The organism is Providencia sp. PROV189, from assembly GCF_028480065.1.
Classification (GTDB): domain Bacteria; phylum Pseudomonadota; class Gammaproteobacteria; order Enterobacterales; family Enterobacteriaceae; genus Providencia; species Providencia stuartii.
This window is the reverse complement of record NZ_JAMPOG010000011.1, coordinates 164513-182684: the sequence shown is the minus strand read 5'-3', so window position 1 is coordinate 182684 and position 18172 is coordinate 164513. Positions and strand designations below refer to the sequence as shown.

The 18172-nt window shown below is 41.5% G+C and carries 12 protein-coding genes; 9 read left to right on the top strand and 3 right to left on the bottom strand.

Features of this window, described 5'->3' with window-relative positions; genetic code table 11:
* The first annotated feature begins 433 nt into the window (after window positions 1-433).
* From metA to aceK, 4 genes are all read left to right on the top strand, one after another.
* Window positions 434-1363, top strand: coding sequence for a homoserine O-acetyltransferase MetA (gene metA / locus PR833_RS09750; protein WP_014656942.1), 930 nt, complete (start codon window positions 434-436; stop codon window positions 1361-1363).
* 354 nt (window positions 1364-1717) lie between these two features.
* Window positions 1718-3316, top strand: coding sequence for a malate synthase A (gene aceB / locus PR833_RS09745; RefSeq protein ID WP_014656941.1), 1599 nt, complete (start codon window positions 1718-1720; stop codon window positions 3314-3316).
* Window positions 3317-3369: 53 nt separating this feature from the next.
* The gene (aceA, locus tag PR833_RS09740; protein WP_272526063.1) at window positions 3370-4677 is read left to right on the top strand and encodes an isocitrate lyase; all 1308 of its coding nucleotides are present in this window, start codon (window positions 3370-3372) and stop codon (window positions 4675-4677) included.
* A gap of 105 nt (window positions 4678-4782) precedes the next feature.
* The gene (gene aceK, locus PR833_RS09735; RefSeq protein WP_004925884.1) at window positions 4783-6534 is read left to right on the top strand and encodes a bifunctional isocitrate dehydrogenase kinase/phosphatase; all 1752 of its coding nucleotides are present in this window, start codon (window positions 4783-4785) and stop codon (window positions 6532-6534) included.
* Window positions 6535-6595: 61 nt separating this feature from the next.
* On the opposite strand, the gene PR833_RS09730 is transcribed toward aceK, so the two are convergent.
* Both PR833_RS09730 and edd read right to left on the bottom strand, forming a co-directional pair.
* The gene (locus tag PR833_RS09730) at window positions 6596-7237 is read right to left on the bottom strand and encodes a bifunctional 4-hydroxy-2-oxoglutarate aldolase/2-dehydro-3-deoxy-phosphogluconate aldolase (protein WP_004925885.1); all 642 of its coding nucleotides are present in this window, start codon (window positions 7235-7237) and stop codon (window positions 6596-6598) included.
* A gap of 25 nt (window positions 7238-7262) precedes the next feature.
* A complete protein-coding gene (gene edd, locus PR833_RS09725; RefSeq protein WP_404935977.1) occupies window positions 7263-9059 on the bottom strand; it encodes a phosphogluconate dehydratase in 1797 nt (598 codons plus the stop codon).
* Between the two features lie 357 nt (window positions 9060-9416).
* Between edd and PR833_RS09720 the strand changes: the two genes are divergently transcribed.
* From PR833_RS09720 to PR833_RS09710, 3 genes are all read left to right on the top strand, one after another.
* On the top strand, window positions 9417-10205 hold the full coding sequence (locus PR833_RS09720) for an N-acetylmuramoyl-L-alanine amidase-like domain-containing protein (RefSeq protein ID WP_272526061.1): 789 nt from the start codon (window positions 9417-9419) through the stop codon (window positions 10203-10205).
* A gap of 471 nt (window positions 10206-10676) precedes the next feature.
* Window positions 10677-10952 carry a helix-turn-helix domain-containing protein gene (locus PR833_RS09715; RefSeq protein ID WP_004925889.1) on the top strand — a complete coding sequence of 92 codons (276 nt, stop codon included), beginning with the start codon at window positions 10677-10679 and terminating at the stop codon, window positions 10950-10952.
* A 917-nt stretch (window positions 10953-11869) separates the two neighbouring features.
* Window positions 11870-12754: an N-acetylmuramoyl-L-alanine amidase gene (locus tag PR833_RS09710; protein ID WP_014656937.1), complete on the top strand. Its 885-nt coding sequence runs from the start codon at window positions 11870-11872 to the stop codon at window positions 12752-12754.
* 18 nt (window positions 12755-12772) lie between these two features.
* On the opposite strand, the gene iclR is transcribed toward PR833_RS09710, so the two are convergent.
* A complete protein-coding gene (gene iclR, locus PR833_RS09705) occupies window positions 12773-13603 on the bottom strand; it encodes a glyoxylate bypass operon transcriptional repressor IclR (RefSeq protein WP_004925895.1) in 831 nt (276 codons plus the stop codon).
* A 227-nt stretch (window positions 13604-13830) separates the two neighbouring features.
* Here iclR and metH point away from each other — a divergent pair, with 227 nt between their 5' ends.
* Both metH and PR833_RS09695 read left to right on the top strand, forming a co-directional pair.
* Window positions 13831-17496 carry a methionine synthase gene (gene metH, locus PR833_RS09700; protein WP_040133413.1) on the top strand — a complete coding sequence of 1222 codons (3666 nt, stop codon included), beginning with the start codon at window positions 13831-13833 and terminating at the stop codon, window positions 17494-17496.
* Between the two features lie 54 nt (window positions 17497-17550).
* Entirely contained in the window at window positions 17551-18138 is a 588-nt protein-coding gene (locus tag PR833_RS09695; protein WP_004925899.1) for a hypothetical protein, read from the top strand.
* The last annotated feature ends 34 nt before the right edge of the window (window positions 18139-18172 follow it).

Below are 18172 nucleotides of genomic sequence, written 5' to 3'. Positions count from 1 at the left end.
CTTTATTTAAGGCGGCTTATTTTTTCAAATATGGGTTATTCCAATAGATAGATTAAAGAATTATTAGTAAGAAATTTATCAAAGCCCTCATCTATTTCATACCTTGCCTTCCATCACTTCCCTTCTTTTCCCATTTTCTCTATTTTTGGCGGATTCCAGCCAGCATTACTAGTACTTAGTATCTTTGTCTCTGTATAGGATATAAATAAAAATTCTAATAAATATTGATGTTTATAATTGAATAGTTTTTATCATAATATAAATAGAATCATACAGTTATAACCATGCTATATATAGCAATCAAATTGTACCAAATCTAATCACTTGAAATAATTTCAATTAGTGTTGAAAGACTCGACAATGATGGCAACTTTGGTTAGATTATTTAGCATTCTAGAAGTCTAAACGTATAAATGTATAAAAGGGGAAGATGATGCCAATTCGTTTACCTGATGAGTTGCCAGCGGTAAATTTCTTACGAGAGGAGAATGTTTTTGTCATGACAACGACAAGAGCAAGCCTTCAGGAGATCCGTCCCTTGAAAGTGTTACTACTCAATTTGATGCCTAAGAAAATTGAAACTGAAAATCAATTTTTACGTTTACTGTCGAACACACCGCTACAAGTTGATATTCAGTTACTGCGAATTGATCAGCGTGAATCTAAAAATACGCCTGCGGAACATCTGAATACCTTTTATTGTGACTTTGAGGATATCCAAGACCAGAATTTTGATGGATTGATTGTGACTGGTGCTCCTTTAGGTTTAGTGGAGTTTTGTGATGTTGCTTATTGGCAGCAAATAGAAAAAGTGATTCATTGGGCGAAAGATCATGTGACCTCGACTCTATTTGTTTGCTGGGCGGTGCAGGCTGCATTGAAAGTGCTTTATGATTTACCTAAATGGACACGGGAAGAAAAGCTATCTGGTATTTATCAGCATGATACGCTTGAGCCTTTTGCCCTATTAACCCGAGGATTTGATGGATCTTTTTATGCGCCTCATTCACGCTATGCTGACTTCCCTGAATCATTGATCCGCAAACATACGGATTTGGATATATTAGCTAGTTCACAAGAAGCGGGGGCTTATCTATTTGCATCTAAAGATAAGCGATTAGTTTTTGTTACAGGTCATCCAGAATACGATGCGGATACCCTCGCTCAAGAATATTGGCGCGATGTTGATGCTGGAATTTCGCCAAATATCCCCTGTAATTATTTTAGGGAAAATAATCCGGAAAAGGATCCCATTATTACTTGGCGTAGTCATGGGCACCTACTTTTCTCAAATTGGTTAAATTATTATGTGTATCAGATCACACCTTTCGATCTTAGTCATATGCAGCCGACGTTAGATTAAAAAACCACCTATCTACTGCCAGATACGCTTATAACAACGTATTCGCCTAGTGTAATGATAAATTACAGCGATTTCATTTAAGTTGAATCCTAATTAAAGAATTTAAGCAGCCCTGATGAGGCTGCTTTTTTTGTTTTTTATTAAATGATTGTTATTTTTACAACACATTGATTTAACTTAACTTTAACATCTTTTGTTGTGAAAAGGGAACCTGCAATCATAATTAGAATCTTGTTAATTTCATTATATATCAATATATTGTGTTTAAATTAAAATAAAATGGAAACTGTTTTTGATTTATTTTTATTTTGAGTTAGTCTTAATTTATCGGCAGATATGAGAGAGGATCGACCAATGGATCAGCAATTATCAGCATCAACATTAACATTTACTAAGAGTTTTAATCAGCAAGATAGCAAGGTGCTAACGACTGAAGCTATCGCGTTTCTTTCTGATCTGGCAGAAAAGTTTTCCGCTAAAAGAGATGTGCTATTGAAAGAAAGGCAAGTTAGACAACAGAAAATAGATTCTGGCATGTTGCCTGATTTCATTTCAGAAAGTGATTCCATTAAAAAGGCTGATTGGAAAATTCAAAATATCCCTGAAGATTTACGTGATCGCCGAGTTGAGATCACTGGCCCTGTAGAGCGTAAGATGGTGATCAATGCGCTTAATGCCAATGTTAAAGTTTTTATGGCTGATTTTGAAGATTCACTCTCCCCTTCATGGGATAAATTGATCGATGGGCAAATTAATTTAAGAGATGCGGTTCGAGGCGATATTTCGTATACCAACGAAAATGGAAAGGTTTACCAATTAAAATCTAACCCTGCTGTATTAATCGCGCGTGTTCGTGGTCTGCATTTAGATGAAAAACATGTTTTGCTCGATGGTAAGCCAATCCCCGGAGGGTTATTCGATTTTGCGCTCTACTTTTTTCATAACTATGAAGCGCTACTAGCAAAAGGAAGTGGCCCTTACTTCTATATACCCAAACTTGAGTCTTGGCAGGAAGCTCAATGGTGGAGTGATGTATTTAGTATGGCCGAAGACTCTGTTGGTTTACCACGAGGAACGATTAAGGCCACTGTACTTATCGAAACACTGCCAGCTGTTTTTCAGATGGATGAAATCTTGTATCACATGCGCCAGCATATCGTTGGTCTAAATTGTGGCCGTTGGGATTATATTTTCAGTTATATCAAAACATTAAAAGAGCACGCAGATAGGGTATTACCTGATCGCCAAGTCGTGACCATGACACAACCTTTTTTAAGTGCTTATTCTCGGTTGCTGATTAAAACTTGCCACCGTCGAGGGGCTTTTGCAATGGGGGGGATGTCTGCCTTTATCCCAAGTAAAGATGCACAAGAGAATAAAGCTATTTTAGAGAAGGTTAAAGCTGATAAGGAATTAGAAGCCCGTAATGGTCATGATGGCTCATGGGTTGCACACCCTGGGTTAGCAGACACCGTCATGGCGGTTTTTAACCAAGCACTGGGCGAACATCAAAACCAATTACACGTATCGCGCGATTCAGACGAAGAAATTACCGCTCAGCAGCTATTGCAGCCTTGTGATGGCGAAAGGACGGAAGCAGGTATGCGAGCGAATATCCGAGTTGCAGTTCAATATATTGAAGCATGGATATCTGGAAATGGTTGTGTACCGATATATGGCTTAATGGAGGATGCTGCAACGGCAGAAATTTCTCGTACCTCTATTTGGCAATGGATCCGCCATGGTAAGTCGCTTTCAAATGGTGAAAAAGTCACAAAAGCCCTCTTTGAAGAAATGTTAGATGAAGAATTACAAGTCATTCAAAAAGAGCTTGGTGATCAGAAGTTCCAAAGTGGTCGTTTCCGTGAGGCCGCTGACTTGATGCGAAGAATAACAACGCAAGATGAACTCATTGAGTTTTTAACAATACCTGGTTACCAATTTATTAATTAAGCACGATTAAAGCCGTTCCGATAGGCCCTACTTAAATTATAAGGAATACGAACATGACGATATCACGCGCAGAGCAGATTGCCCAATTAGAGAATGAGTGGAAAAAAGCACGTTGGGAAGGGATCACTCGCCCTTATAGTGCTGAAGAAGTGGTGAAGCTGCGTGGTTCAGTTAACCCAGAACATACTCTAGCGACCAGAGGGGCACAAAGGTTATGGGATCAACTCCATGGCCATTCTAAAAAAGGTTATGTGAATGCCTTAGGTGCCTTAACGGGGGGACAAGCATTACAGCAAGCCAAAGCGGGAATTGAAGCTATTTATCTTTCTGGTTGGCAAGTGGCAGCGGATGCGAACACGGCATCAAGTATGTACCCTGACCAATCGTTATACCCGGTCGATTCGGTTCCTTCGGTCGTGAAAAAGATAAACAACACGTTCCGTCGGGCGGATCAAATTCAATGGGCTAATGGGATTGGGCCAGAAAATAAGGAATACGTTGATTTCTTCCTCCCTATCGTTGCTGATGCTGAAGCGGGATTTGGTGGGGTGCTAAATGCCTTTGAACTAATGAAAGGTATGATTGAAGCGGGAGCTGCTGCGGTACATTTTGAAGATCAGCTCGCGGCGGTTAAAAAATGTGGTCATATGGGTGGAAAGGTACTAGTACCAACCCAAGAGGCGATACAAAAGTTAGTTGCGGCTCGTTTAGCAGCGGATGTGTCGGGAGTACCAACGATTTTAATCGCGAGAACGGATGCAGACGCCGCCGATCTTTTAACGTCGGATTGCGACCCGTATGATGCCGAATTTATTACAGGGGAAAGAACCAACGAAGGCTTTTTCCGTACTAAAGCGGGCATTGAGCAAGCCATTAGCCGTGGGCTCGCTTACGCGCCATATGCTGATTTGGTCTGGTGTGAAACATCAAAACCTGATTTAGAGGCGGCTCGCCAATTTGCCGAGGCGATCCACGCGAAATACCCGGGTAAATTACTGGCTTATAATTGCTCACCTTCCTTTAACTGGAAGAGAAACTTGGACGATGCGACGATTGCTCGCTTCCAAGATGAGCTTTCAGCGATGGGTTACCGCTTCCAGTTTATCACATTGGCGGGTATTCATAGCATGTGGTTTAACATGTTTGATTTAGCTCATGCGTATGCACAAGGTGAAGGTATGAAGCACTACGTAGAGAAAGTTCAGGAGCGTGAGTTTGCTGCGATTGATAAGGGTTATACCTTCTCTTCGCATCAGCAGGAGGTGGGAACGGGTTATTTTGATAAGGTAACGACTGTGATCCAAGGTGGAACATCGTCAGTCACTGCGCTGACAGGTTCGACGGAAGAAGAGCAGTTTTAACCAGAAATTTCTTTCATTAAGCCGCGCATATTTTTCTTTTGTTCATATGTATCTGTTTTTTGTTTTACCGGCACTTTCGAGTGCCGTTTTTTGTCAGGAGCTACTATGACACTATCGACTGAACAGATAATTTCTCAAACCATTTTACAAGGTTTTGATGCTCAGTATGGTCGTTTTTTAGAGATTACATCAGGTGCACAGGAACGATTTGAACGGGCAGATTGGCATGCTATTCAAGATGCGATGAAACAAAGAATACAGTTGTATGACCACCATGTAGGGTTAGTCGTGGCTCAGTTACAATTTATGGGTTTGGTTCAGTCATTAACGCCAGAAATGCTTTCGAATATTAAACGGGTATACACGGCATTGTTACCGCATTACCCGCGTTTTGAGATTGCAGAAAGTTTTTTTAATTCGGTGTATTGTCGTTTGTTCCAGCATCGGGAACTGACGCAAGACAACTTATTTATTTTTACCTCTCAGCCAGCTCGGCGTTTTAGTGACCTGCCTAGGCCATTAGCTCGAGAATATCCGGTTAAAGACAGTTTGTTTAATGTACTGGAAGAAGTGCTAAGTGCATTGCCGCTACGTTTGCAGTGGCGCTCTTTAAGTTGGGATGTGCAATGTATTGTTGAGAGCCTAATAGAACGATTCCCTAATATTCGCAATGAAACGGTTACTTTCCAGATTGCGAATGAATTGTTTTATAGAAATAAGGCAGCGTGGCTGGTGGGAAAATTGGTCATTAATAATGAAGTTCACCCCTTTTTATTACCTATTCATCATGACGCTGACCACAAAATTTATGTTGATACCTGTTTAACGGGGTTTGATGAAGCCAGCATCGTCTTTGGTTTTGCTCGCTCTTATTTTATGGTTTATGCCCCATTTCCAGCCGCATTGGTTTTTTGGTTACGGGAAATTTTACCGAGTAAATCTATTGCTGAACTGTATATGGCAATTGGCTGCCAAAAACATGGAAAGACGGAGTACTATCGTGAATATCTGGCTTTTATTAATTTTTCTCGAGAACAGTTCACGATAGCGCCTGGTGTGAAGGGAATGGTAATGTTGGTATTCACTTCGCCTTCTTTTGATCGCGTATTTAAATTGATTAAAGATGAGTTTGCTCCACAAAAAGAGGTCACGAGGGAACGTGTACAGGAGTGCTATCGGCTTGTTAAAGAACACGATAGGGTTGGGCGAATGGCGGATACCCAAGAATTTGAAAACTTTATTATTGAAAAGCGTTATATCAGTGATGAACTGATGGCGGAATTACTTAAGGAAGCCCCTTCCCTGATAGAAGATTTAGGCGACAAAATATTGATCCGTCATTTGTATATGGAACGGAAGATGACGCCATTAAATATTTATATGGATGAGGCTGACGAAGCGCAATTACATCATGTGATTGATGAGTATGGTCAGGCGATAAAACAGCTAGCGGCAGCAAATATTTTTCCAGGCGATATGTTATTTAAAAATTTTGGTGTGACACGTCATGGCCGCGTTGTTTTTTATGACTATGATGAAATTTGCTATATGACCGAAGTAAATTTTAGGAAGATCCCTGAACCTATGTACCCAGAGCAAGAACTTTCGGGGGAGCCTTGGTACAGCGTGGGAGAGCAGGATGTTTTTCCAGAGGAGTTTGCGTTATTTTTATGCCAAGACCCTAAAATACGCGGTTATTTACAGAAGCGGCATGCCAACTTATTTACGGCAGAATATTGGCAAGGCTTACAAAATAGGATCCGCAGCGGCTATATCGAAGACGTCTATGCTTATCGAGAAGATTTGCGCTTTAGTTTACGTTTTGGGCAGGAGCCAATGCAGCGACTTAGTGGCTGAGTTAAGCAAATAGAGCCACAGTATTGGGATACTTTGGCTCATATTGATATATCAAATTTAATTATTGCTGAGCGCCTTTAATCGCTTCTTCTGCCAATTGAGTGATTCGTTGATAATCACCGGCTTCAAGGGCATCTTCTGGCACTAACCATGAACCACCGATACACAATACACTTTTCAAGGCAAGGTAATCGCGGTAGTTAGCTGGCGATATTCCACCCGTTGGACAAAATTTAACTTGTGAGAAGGGGCCGGCAATTGCTTTTAATGCTTTTACACCGCCATTGGCTTCGGCAGGGAAGAACTTAAACTCTTTTAAGCCATAATTCATACCGAGCATTAATTCTGAAACGGTTGATATACCTGGAATTAGAGGGATACAACCTTTTGTTGCTGCACTGAGTAACTCTTCGGTAAGACCTGGGCTAATAGCGAATTGGGCGCCAGCCTCAGTGACGGCTGTGAGTTGTTGAGCATTAATCACAGTGCCTGCTCCGATCATCGCCTCGGGCACTTCATTGGCAATAAGACGAATTGCATCAATGGCACACTCAGTACGCAATGTCACTTCAAGTACTCTAATTCCCCCTTTTACCAGTGCTTTTGCGAGAGGAACCGCCTGTTCAAGTTTATTGATCACAATGACGGGAACGACAGGGCCTGCATTGAGTACATCTGCAGCAGCTAACTTCCAATTATGCATAATCTTTTCCTATTCACTGAAGGAGTTAAAAATCGAGACTACAAGCCCCTTCTTCGGCACCCGAGAAGTGGTTTCTTAATGCACTAAAGAGCTCTCGACCACAGCCTGAACGTTGGGCACTTAAATCTGGTTGATAAGCCTGACGAGCGGCGAGTGTTGGTTCATCGACTCGCAGAGTCAATTCACCCGTTACACCATTCACACGAATGATATCGCCATTTTCCACCTTAGCCAGTAAACCGCCATTATGTGCTTCCGGGGTGACATGTATGGCCGAAGGAACCTTACCTGATGCGCCGGATAATCGACCGTCTGTTACTAGTGCAACTTTATAACCTCTATCCATCAGAACCCCTAATGGAGGCATGAGTTTATGGAGTTCAGGCATACCATTTGCAGATGGGCCTTGGAAACGGACAACAATGACGCAATCACGATCTAATTCTCCAGACTCAAACAGCGGCAAAATATCGTGTTGGTTATTGAAGACGACAGCAGGAGCTTCAATGATTTGATTCGCTTCCGGTATTGCGGAGGTTTTCATGACGGCGCGTCCTAAATTCCCTGATAAAACTTTTGTACCACCATGATGGGAAAATGGCTGATTAATATCTGCGATGACGTTCAAGTCAAAGGAGGTATTGGGGCCGTCACGCCACGCTAAATGACCGTTGTCTAGCCAAGGCTCCATGGTATAGCGCGAGAGGCCATCACCAGCAACAGTATGAACGTCGTGATGGAGTAATCCTTTGGATAAGAGCTGGCGGATAAGGAGAGGTACTCCGCCTGCGGCTTGAAATTGATTTATATCTGCTTGACCGTTGGGGTAAATGCGGCAGATTAATGGGATCACTGCTGATAGCTCAGAGAAATCATCCCAATTAATGATGATCCCTGCTGCTCGTGCAATAGCCACTAGGTGCATAGTTAAATTAGTTGAACCGCCAGTTGCAAGTAAGGCGATAATACCATTCACAATGACCTTTTCGTCAATTAATTGGCCTATTGGCAGGTAATTACCTGATTGTTCGGTTAAACGAGTAATTTGGCGTGCTGCTGCCTCGGTTAAGGCGTCGCGTAAGGGGGTATCCGGCTGAACAAAAGAGGCCCCCGGTAAATGTAGCCCCATAACCTCCATGACCATTTGGTTAGAGTTTGCGGTACCGTAAAAGGTACAGGTGCCAATACCATGATAAGAGGCAGCTTCAGCTTCTAATAGCGCGTTTCTATCTACTTTGCCTTCGACATATAGCTGGCGGATGCGGACTTTTTCTTTATTCGGTAACCCTGTTGCCATTGGACCGGCAGGAACAAAAATAGCGGGAAGGTGGCCAAAGGACAAGGCTCCAATCATGAGACCGGGCACAATTTTATCGCAGATCCCAAGGTATAACGCGCCGTCAAACATATTATGTGAAAGGCCAATTGCGGTAGACATTGCAATCACATCACGGCTTAGCAGAGACAATTCCATGCCATCTTGCCCTTGAGTTACACCATCACACATTGCAGGCACGCCGGCGGCAACTTGCCCAATAGCACCCGATTCGAGTAACGCTTTTTTCAGACGCTCAGGGTAATTGTCATAGGGGCGGTGAGCTGACAGCATATCATTATAAGAGTTAATGATCGCAATATCAGAGCGTGTCATGCTTTTGAGGATCTTCTTATCTTCAGGTTGGCAGGCTGCAAATCCATGAGCGAGGTTACCACAAGCAAGTTCTGCACGATGAACGGTTGTACTACGTGCTTGCTCAATTTTGTGTAGGTAATGCTCTCTTGTTTTTTTTGAGCGAGCGATAATACGTTTGGTGATCCGCATTATTTCAGGATGAACGGAGGAATAACCGTTCTCTATCTTATTGGAATTGCTCATAATTACTAACCTCATCACAGAGACTTTTTATCTACCAACACGCATTTATCAAATAAGGGCGCTGAAGAGACTTTATTTGTTTAGCGATATGTTACCGGTAACATTGTTAATTGAAACGCATAGAGTTGCAATGGATCGTGGACAGATTTCGAAGTATCTGTGATCTGAATCAAGATTACTTGACTTGTTGATTGAGGGAAAATTGTGCTGTTTTCGATTAATAGGCTGAATTTTGTGAATGATTTGTGGTCTAGTAATAGGCTTACACATTGATTGAGAAAGAAGGTCTATAGTCGGGGATTCATGCTAAAACGGTTTATTGCAGTGGCATTACTGTTCACATCGTCTTTAACATATGCAGAGACGGTATTGGAATCAGGCTCGCTATCAATACTCAATGATATTCAGCAACGTACAAAAGGACTGAATGAAGAGCTGCGGGTTAAAGTGATAACGGAAACATTGCTAGGCACGCCTTATAACAGTCACACGTTGAACGCTTCTTTTTCGGCGAAAGAAACGTTGGTTATAAATTTAAAATCAATGGATTGCATGACTTTTATTGAATATACAGAAGCATTTAAAAGATCAGAGAATTATGATGATTTTATTCATAATCTAAAAAATATCCGTTATACGCAAGATAATATCTCCTATGTGAATCGACGGCATTTTTTCACCGATTGGTTGTATCAAAACGACGGTATGGTGTTTGATATCACCCAAACCATCAGCCCTAACGCAGTTCAGGTGTATAAAAATCTTAATTTAAAAAGTAATGGGCAGCGCTTTATTCAAGGTCTACCGGTAACGAAACGCGTAGTCAGCTATATACCGACAGAGTATATCGATGAGGCTGTGTTGGATGCGCTACAGACAGGGGATTATATTGGGATTTATGCTAATCGGGCTGGGCTAGATGTAAGTCACGTTGGGATTGCTATTCGTCAGGGCGGTAAAATTTATTTTAGAAATGCTTCCTCATTAAAACTTAATTTGCAAGTTATGGATATAGAGTTAATGCGCTATTTGCGTGGTAAGGCTGGGATCATTGTCGTCAGATCCACAGTAGACTCATCGACCGGATATTAGGGGATTACTTCAAGTTCTGATATCGCCATTAGTTAAATTTACAGCTTTAAATATATCTTTATGGAGCTGACTGTATTCAATTTGAATTGGATTTAATTTAATATTTAATTCATAAATTATGATCTATCTCATATTATGGATTGTTGTTACTCATTTTTCAGGAATTCTAAATATTGTTTAAAGTGTCTAACTATTTCTAGAGTTATTTAAAGTGTAAATAGTTATTAAAATATTAAGTATAAATAATTAACTATAAAACTAATTGTAGGCGTGATAAAAATAAAAAAATGATTAAAAAGCAATGAATTGCTTTTTTAAAAAAGGAATAAATTCGTTTAATAAAATGAATGATAACTATTAACTATCAATATGTTAAATTTTGATTGCTGATAACTATTTTTAAAGAGGGGGGGAAATTCTATAATAGTTGGGCTAATAAAATAATATTATTTCCTTTTCTAGGAGAGGGATATGGCGATAAAAAAAAGAGAAGATGTGTATGCTTTATTAGGTCACCATTTGCGTCAAGCAAGAATGAAAAGAGGATTATCTGGTCACGAATTAGCAAATATTATTAATTTAAGTCAGCAACAAATCTCGCGTTATGAGCGTGGCGTAAATAAATTGAGTTTAGATAAACTTATTGAAATTATTGTATTTTTAGATATCGATGTTAAAGATATTGTGAGGATTATTACGACAGAAGTTGAACATGAGAAGCGAACTTTCTATACATCAATAGAATAGGAAATTTATTTGAGATTAGGAGGTCTGACGAGATTCTCTAATTTATTAGAGGAATTTTTAGGCTGTTCTGATAAAGACTAAAACTTTGTTAATAATTTTAATCTAATATAGTCAATGTGACTAGTTATCAACGCGTAATATGTGTTCGAGCACCTCTATGGGTAACTGGTATTAAATTATCGGTTACCCACTCAAACTGTAAAATATACTAATATAATTGGTAAATATATCACTCAAGGTATGCTTATTTACCTTAGTCATCCATGACTCTTTCGTTATACATCGGATAAATAATCGCGATTGAAGGTCAACTTATATCTGAACTATCAAGACTAGATAAATAAACATGTGGTTTATACTTAATAAAGTATTCCGATTGATTATTTTTTATCAGATTAATTATAAACTATTCTAAAATTAATCATCTATCATATCAATTTTTGATAATTTGATTTTAAAGAAACCAGACCGTTTTCGTATTTTTACCCTTTTATTAGGTTTTGGTTTTAACTATTAACCAAATAAAGGCTATATTTGATTAAAGTAAAATAGTAACTAGATTGATAATGGTAACCTAAACCAATGAATTAAACTTATGCTAAATTCTTTTGAAACAAATTAGAGATAAAATAATCAACCCATTTAAGGTAAGGATGCCGTGCAGGCTATAAAGCATTTTCCGTGTATATGATAGCCTGAATCGAACGGTTAAAATGCTCAAAATAACGGTTACGCATTTTGGCTTAAGCATGGGTAAAAAAGGTATTTCAATCGTTTTTTTTAATATGGATAATGCCCTATTTTTCTTGGCGATTTAGCTTAGATAATCGTCTATTTTTATTTTGTGTATTCTTTGTAAACAAATAAATAGGTAGAATGCCTGTCAATTTAACATAGGGGCTATAAGGACAGATTGAATGATCCGTTATTTATTAATTCTAATGGTTTTTATTATTTCAGGTTGTTCAACGCTGTCACCACGGCAGGGATACTATGTTGATAATCGCTATCCGTCACGCAATACGAGTGAAAGAGTCCAATATGTGGTTTTGCACTATACGGTGTCTGATGACAATCAATCAATCTATCTGCTCACTAAAGGTAATGTGAGCTCCCATTATCTGATCCCAAGTACTCCCTCACAGGAAAATAATAAGCCCGTGGTATTACAGCTAGTGCCGGAATCGCTAAAGGCATGGCATGCTGGTGATAGCCATTGGCTAAATAGCAGTAATTTGAATGATACTTCAATTGGTATTGAAATTGTGAATTCAGGTTTTTCCACGGATCAGAATGGCCGTAAAATATGGGCTCCTTTTAATCAGTCGCAAATTTTAGCTTTAATCCCGTTAGTGAAAGATATTATGCAGCGTTATAATATCCCTGCGCAAAATATCATCGGGCATAGTGATATTGCGCCATTACGCAAAGAGGACCCCGGTAGAGCCTTTCCATGGGAAGAATTGGCGAAACAAGGCATTGGCGCATGGCCTGATGCTGCGACAGTAAAAGGTTATTTGTCGAATAGAGGGAAAGACGAGCCGAGTAATGTGCTATTGTTGCAGAAGGCACTAAGGTTTTATGGCTATGCGGAAATTCCGCTATCAGGGGAGCTGGATGGGCAGACGCAACAGATCATTAGTGCATTCCAAATGCATTTCCGTCCACGGAACATTGATGGAAAAGCCGATGCTGAAACTGAGGCAATTGCGTTAGCGCTTATTGAAAAGTACCGTGATATGCCACGTTTCTTATCTACAAATTCATTTACGCATCCACAGGTTCAGCATATAACTAATTAATAACATTATTTTTATAGGTTAGCGGATCGCGCCATATTCACGACTGATCTCTTTGGCGGCTTTGATCACCATAGCGCCGAGTTCAGTCACCCGATCGTCGGTGATCCGTGAAAGTGGCCCTGAAATAGAGATGGCAGCAAACGCCTCTTTGTGTTCATCATAAATACATGCGCCAATGCACCTGAGTCCTAAAGCGTGCTCCTCATCATCATAAGAGAACCCTTGCTTTTTCGCTTGTTGCAGGTTTTCTTTAAGGGCAGATGGCGTCGTTAAAGTATAAGGTGTATAGGCGTGAAGCCCTTTTTTACTCAATAGTGGAATGAGTTGTTCTTCCGGTAAGTTGGCGATAAATGCTTTACCTGCACCGGAAGCATGCAGAGGAAGTTTCCCACCGATAGGGGCAGACATGCGCATTAAAGCATTACATTGCACTTGGTCGACAATGACTGCGTCGAATTCACTATGGTCAAGAATGGCAAGGTTGACGGTCTCACCGGACTCTTCCATTAAACGACGTAAAATAGGGTGAACTAAGGCCAGTAGGTTACGACTTTCAAGGAAGCTGCTCCCAATAATAAACGCATTAGAAGCAATCACCCATAAGCCGAGATCGCCAGTCTGACGGACAAAACCGTGTTGTTCGAGTGTCATGAGCAAACGGTGGGTTGTGGAGTTAGGTAGACCCGCTTGTAGAGCAAGGTCGGTCAACGCAATCCCTCCCGTTGATTCAGAAATATATTCCAAAAGGGTTAGCCCACGACTTAATGACTGGACTTGACCTGCCGCAGGTGCTCCACTTGCCGGCCCCTTTGCCTTTTTTATTTTTTTACTGATTGATGCAGTCGCCATTAAGTCTCTCCTGACTGGAATGAATTTTTGTTTCTATTATGGATGATTTCACCTCAAAATACTCATCGGATCAGTGAAAAATTAGATCTTATGCAACCTGAGAAACTCTCATCATGAGGTGGAATTCTCAACGTAAAAATTATGATAGGATGAATGTGGCACTAATTTAACTTATGACTTTGGTTGTTGTTTTTTAGGAGGCAGGGAAAGTGGTTTATAAAATCAGTATGTTAGAACAAGAATTACAAAAAAGGATCTTAGTACTGGATGGCGCAATGGGGACGATGATCCAGCGCCATAAGCTAACCGAAGAACAATTCCGTGGTGAACGCTTTGCGGATTGGCCTTGTGACCTCAAAGGAAACAACGACCTCCTTGTTTTGACTCAGCCTGAAATTATCCGCGATATTCATGATCAATACTTTGCGGCTGGGGCAGATATTGTTGAGACAAACACATTTAACTCAACAACGATTGCGATGGCAGACTACAAAATGGAATCGTTGTCTGCCGAAATAAATGAAGCCGCTGCACGTATCGCCCGTGAATGTGCCGATGAGTGGACACGTAAAACACCGGAACAGCCACGCTATGTTGCTGGTGTGTTGGGACCGACTAACCGCACAGCCTCGATCTCCCCTGATGTTAACGACCCCGCATTTCGGAATATCAATTTTGATCAATTAGTTGAAGCCTATCGTGAATCAACGCGCGCCTTGATCAAAGGGGGTGTCGATCTGATCATGATCGAAACAATTTTTGATACGTTAAATGCAAAAGCGGCGATCTTTGCGGTTGAAACAGAATTTGAAGCCTTGGGAGTGACTCTGCCGGTTATGATTTCGGGGACGATCACCGATGCGTCAGGGCGTACCCTATCGGGGCAAACTACCGAAGCTTTCTATAACTCATTGCGTCATGCTAGACCTTTATCCTTTGGTCTCAACTGTGCTTTAGGGCCAAATGAATTGCGCCAATATGTGTCTGAACTATCGCGTATTGCGGAGTGCTATGTCAGTGCACACCCTAACGCAGGCTTACCCAATGCTTTTGGCGAATATGATCTCGATGCACAAAATATGGCGGAACAAATTCGTGAATGGGCACAAGCAGGCTTTTTGAATATTGTCGGGGGATGTTGTGGTACGACACCTTTGCACATCAAAAAAATTGTTGAAGCCGTTAAAGGAATTGCGCCGCGCGCCTTACCAAAGTTACCTGTAGAGTGCCGTTTATCAGGGCTAGAACCACTTAATATTGGCAAAGACTCGTTATTTGTTAACGTCGGCGAACGTACGAATGTGACGGGATCGGCGAAGTTTAAACGTCTCATTAAGGAAGGAAACTACCAAGAGGCATTAGATATTGCTCGCCAGCAAGTGGAAAACGGCGCACAGATTATCGATATCAACATGGATGAAGGGATGTTGGATTCGGAAGCGGCGATGGTGCGTTTTCTTAATTTAATTGCTGGCGAACCTGATATTGCCCGTGTTCCCATTATGATCGACTCTTCAAAATGGGATGTTATCGAAAAAGGGCTGAAATGCATTCAAGGCAAAGGCATTGTGAACTCAATTTCGATGAAGGAGGGGGAAAGTGCCTTTATCGAACATGCCAAATTGGTGCGTAAATATGGTGCCGCAGTCATTGTGATGGCATTTGATGAGGTAGGCCAAGCCGACACCCGTGAACGAAAAATCGAAATTTGTCGTCGTGCCTATCACGTATTGACTGACACGGTTGGTTTCCCTCCAGAAGATATTATTTTTGATCCAAATATTTTTGCCGTCGCGACAGGTATTGAAGAACATAATAACTATGCTGTCGATTTTATTGAAGTTTGTCAGGATATTAAGCAGCAGCTTCCACATGCGATGATCTCTGGTGGTGTCTCTAACGTGTCGTTTTCATTCAGAGGCAATGATCCCGTTCGTGAAGCGATCCATGCTGTGTTCCTCTATTATGCTATCCGTAATGGCATGGATATGGGGATCGTCAATGCGGGGCAGTTAGCTATCTATGATGATCTGCCTAAAGAGTTAAAAGATGCGGTCGAAGATGTGATCTTAAACCGCCGTGAGGATAGCACTGAACGCCTGTTGGAATTAGCGGAAAAATATCGTGCATCAGGCAGTGAGGAGCAGCAAGTTCAACAGGCTGAATGGCGCTCTTGGGCTGTCGAAAAGCGTTTAGAATATGCGTTAGTTAAAGGGATCACCGAATTTATCATCCCAGATACGGAGGAGGCGCGCCAACTCGCAGCAAGCCCTATTGAAGTGATTGAAGGGCCATTGATGAATGGGATGAATGTCGTGGGTGACTTGTTTGGTGAAGGGAAAATGTTTTTACCACAGGTTGTTAAATCCGCTCGAGTGATGAAACAAGCAGTTGCCTACTTAGAACCTTATATTCAGGCACTTAAACAATCAGGTAGCAGCGCGGGTAAAATTTTATTAGCGACCGTTAAAGGTGATGTTCACGATATAGGTAAAAATATTGTCGGCGTCGTTTTACAGTGTAATAACTATGAGATTGTTGACTTGGGCGTGATGGTACCTTGTGAAACCATCTTAAAAACAGCCCGTGAGCAGAATGTTGATGTTATTGGCCTTTCTGGGTTAATTACGCCTTCGTTGGATGAGATGGTCCATGTGGCTAAAGAGATGGAGCGCCAAGGCTTTACAATCCCTTTGATGATTGGGGGAGCGACAACATCAAAAGCTCACACGGCAGTAAAAATAGAACCCAATTACAGCCACTCAGTGACATATGTACAAAATGCATCGCGCACTGTAGGCGTGGTTTCCGCGCTACTTTCCGCAACACAAAAAGCGGAGTTCGTTGCTCGAACTCGCCGTGAATATGAAATCGTTCGTGAGCAACATGGACGTAAAAAACCCAAAACCCCGCCAGTCTCCCTTGAAGTTGCTCGCGCTAACTCAGTGAAAATTGATTGGCAAAATTACCAGCCACCTGTGCCACGTTTCCTTGGTGTGAAAGAGGTCAAAGCATCGATTGAGACATTACGTCATTATATTGATTGGACGCCTTTCTTTATGACATGGTCGCTCGCGGGGAAATATCCACGCATCCTAGAAGATGAGGTGGTCGGTGAAGAGGCGCGTAAATTACTAAAAGACGCGAACAACATGCTAGATCAACTCGCGAAGGATAATGCCCTGACGCCAAGAGGCATATTTGGTCTATTTCCTGCAAACAGTGTAGGGGATGATATTGAAATATATCGTTCCTCGGCTCGTGATAGTGCAGATGTTATCGCTCTCAACCTACGTCAACAAACAGAGAAGAAAGAGTTTCCTAACTACTGTTTATCTGACTTTGTCGCCCCTAAAGCCAGTGGAAAAGCGGATTATATTGGTGCTTTTGCGGTTACGGGGGGGTTAGAAGAAGATGCCCTTGCAGATGGATATGAACAGCAACATGATGACTATAATAAAATTATGTTGAAGGCGTTAGCTGATAGGCTTGCGGAGGCATTTGCGGAATACTTGCACCAGCAGGTGAGAAAAGAGTATTGGGGTTATGCCCCTGACGAGGATTTGCCGAATGATGAGCTGATCCGTGAAAAATATCAGGGGATCCGACCGGCGCCGGGGTATCCAGCTTGCCCTGAACATACCGAAAAAGCCAAAATTTGGCAGTTATTAGATGTGGAAAATCAAATCGGTATGCAATTAACCAGTTCTTATGCAATGTGGCCTGGAGCGTCGGTTTCAGGTTGGTATTTCAGCCACCCTGAAAGTAAATATTTTGCCGTCGCTCAGGTGCAGCGGGATCAGGTCGAGGACTATGCTAAACGTAAGGGAATGTCAGTCAGTGAACTTGAAAGATGGCTCGCACCAAATTTAGGCTATGACCCAGAGGATTGAATTTCCGGAGGATCGGCACCATCTTATCAGTAAGACACTTAAAGAGGCTGAACGATGAGCTACGAATTTATTATTGAAGATAGGCTGCCGAACACGGCAGTTTATCCTTATAAAATCCAAAACAGTGCGGCACCTGAGACATTTTTCATGAGTGAAGATCTGGTGAGCGCCATGATGAGTATTTTGCAAATCATGGATAAGCTTGATACCGATGAGATGTTAGATGACCACTGTTTCAATCAAATTTGGCTAAAAAGTGAATTGACACCGGCTCGTGCGGAGGAGATTTATCTTTATTTAGAAGATGCACAAATGGTTGAGCCTGTTCCTTCACAAGAAGAAATTGACGCATTCCACCAAGCACAACGCGATGAAGATAAATTATTATCGAAAGAAAGCCCGAAAGAGGGAATGATCCCTGTGCATAAGTTTGCCACCAATGACGGTTGGTTGGTCACCATGAAAGAGTGTGGTTGGATAGCTGAAGTTTTCTCCCCTGAATTAATCGGGGAAAACCAATTTGTTGTGTCACAAATAGCGAACCTATGTAAGGTCAGCCATGAAATGCTGGAATCCATGCTAGTGGAATGGGGGAAATTTAATTTATTCGCAAGCAAACATGGCGGTTATCGAGTCAACTAATCCCCTTTAGGTGGTGAACGGTTTTTCACCACCT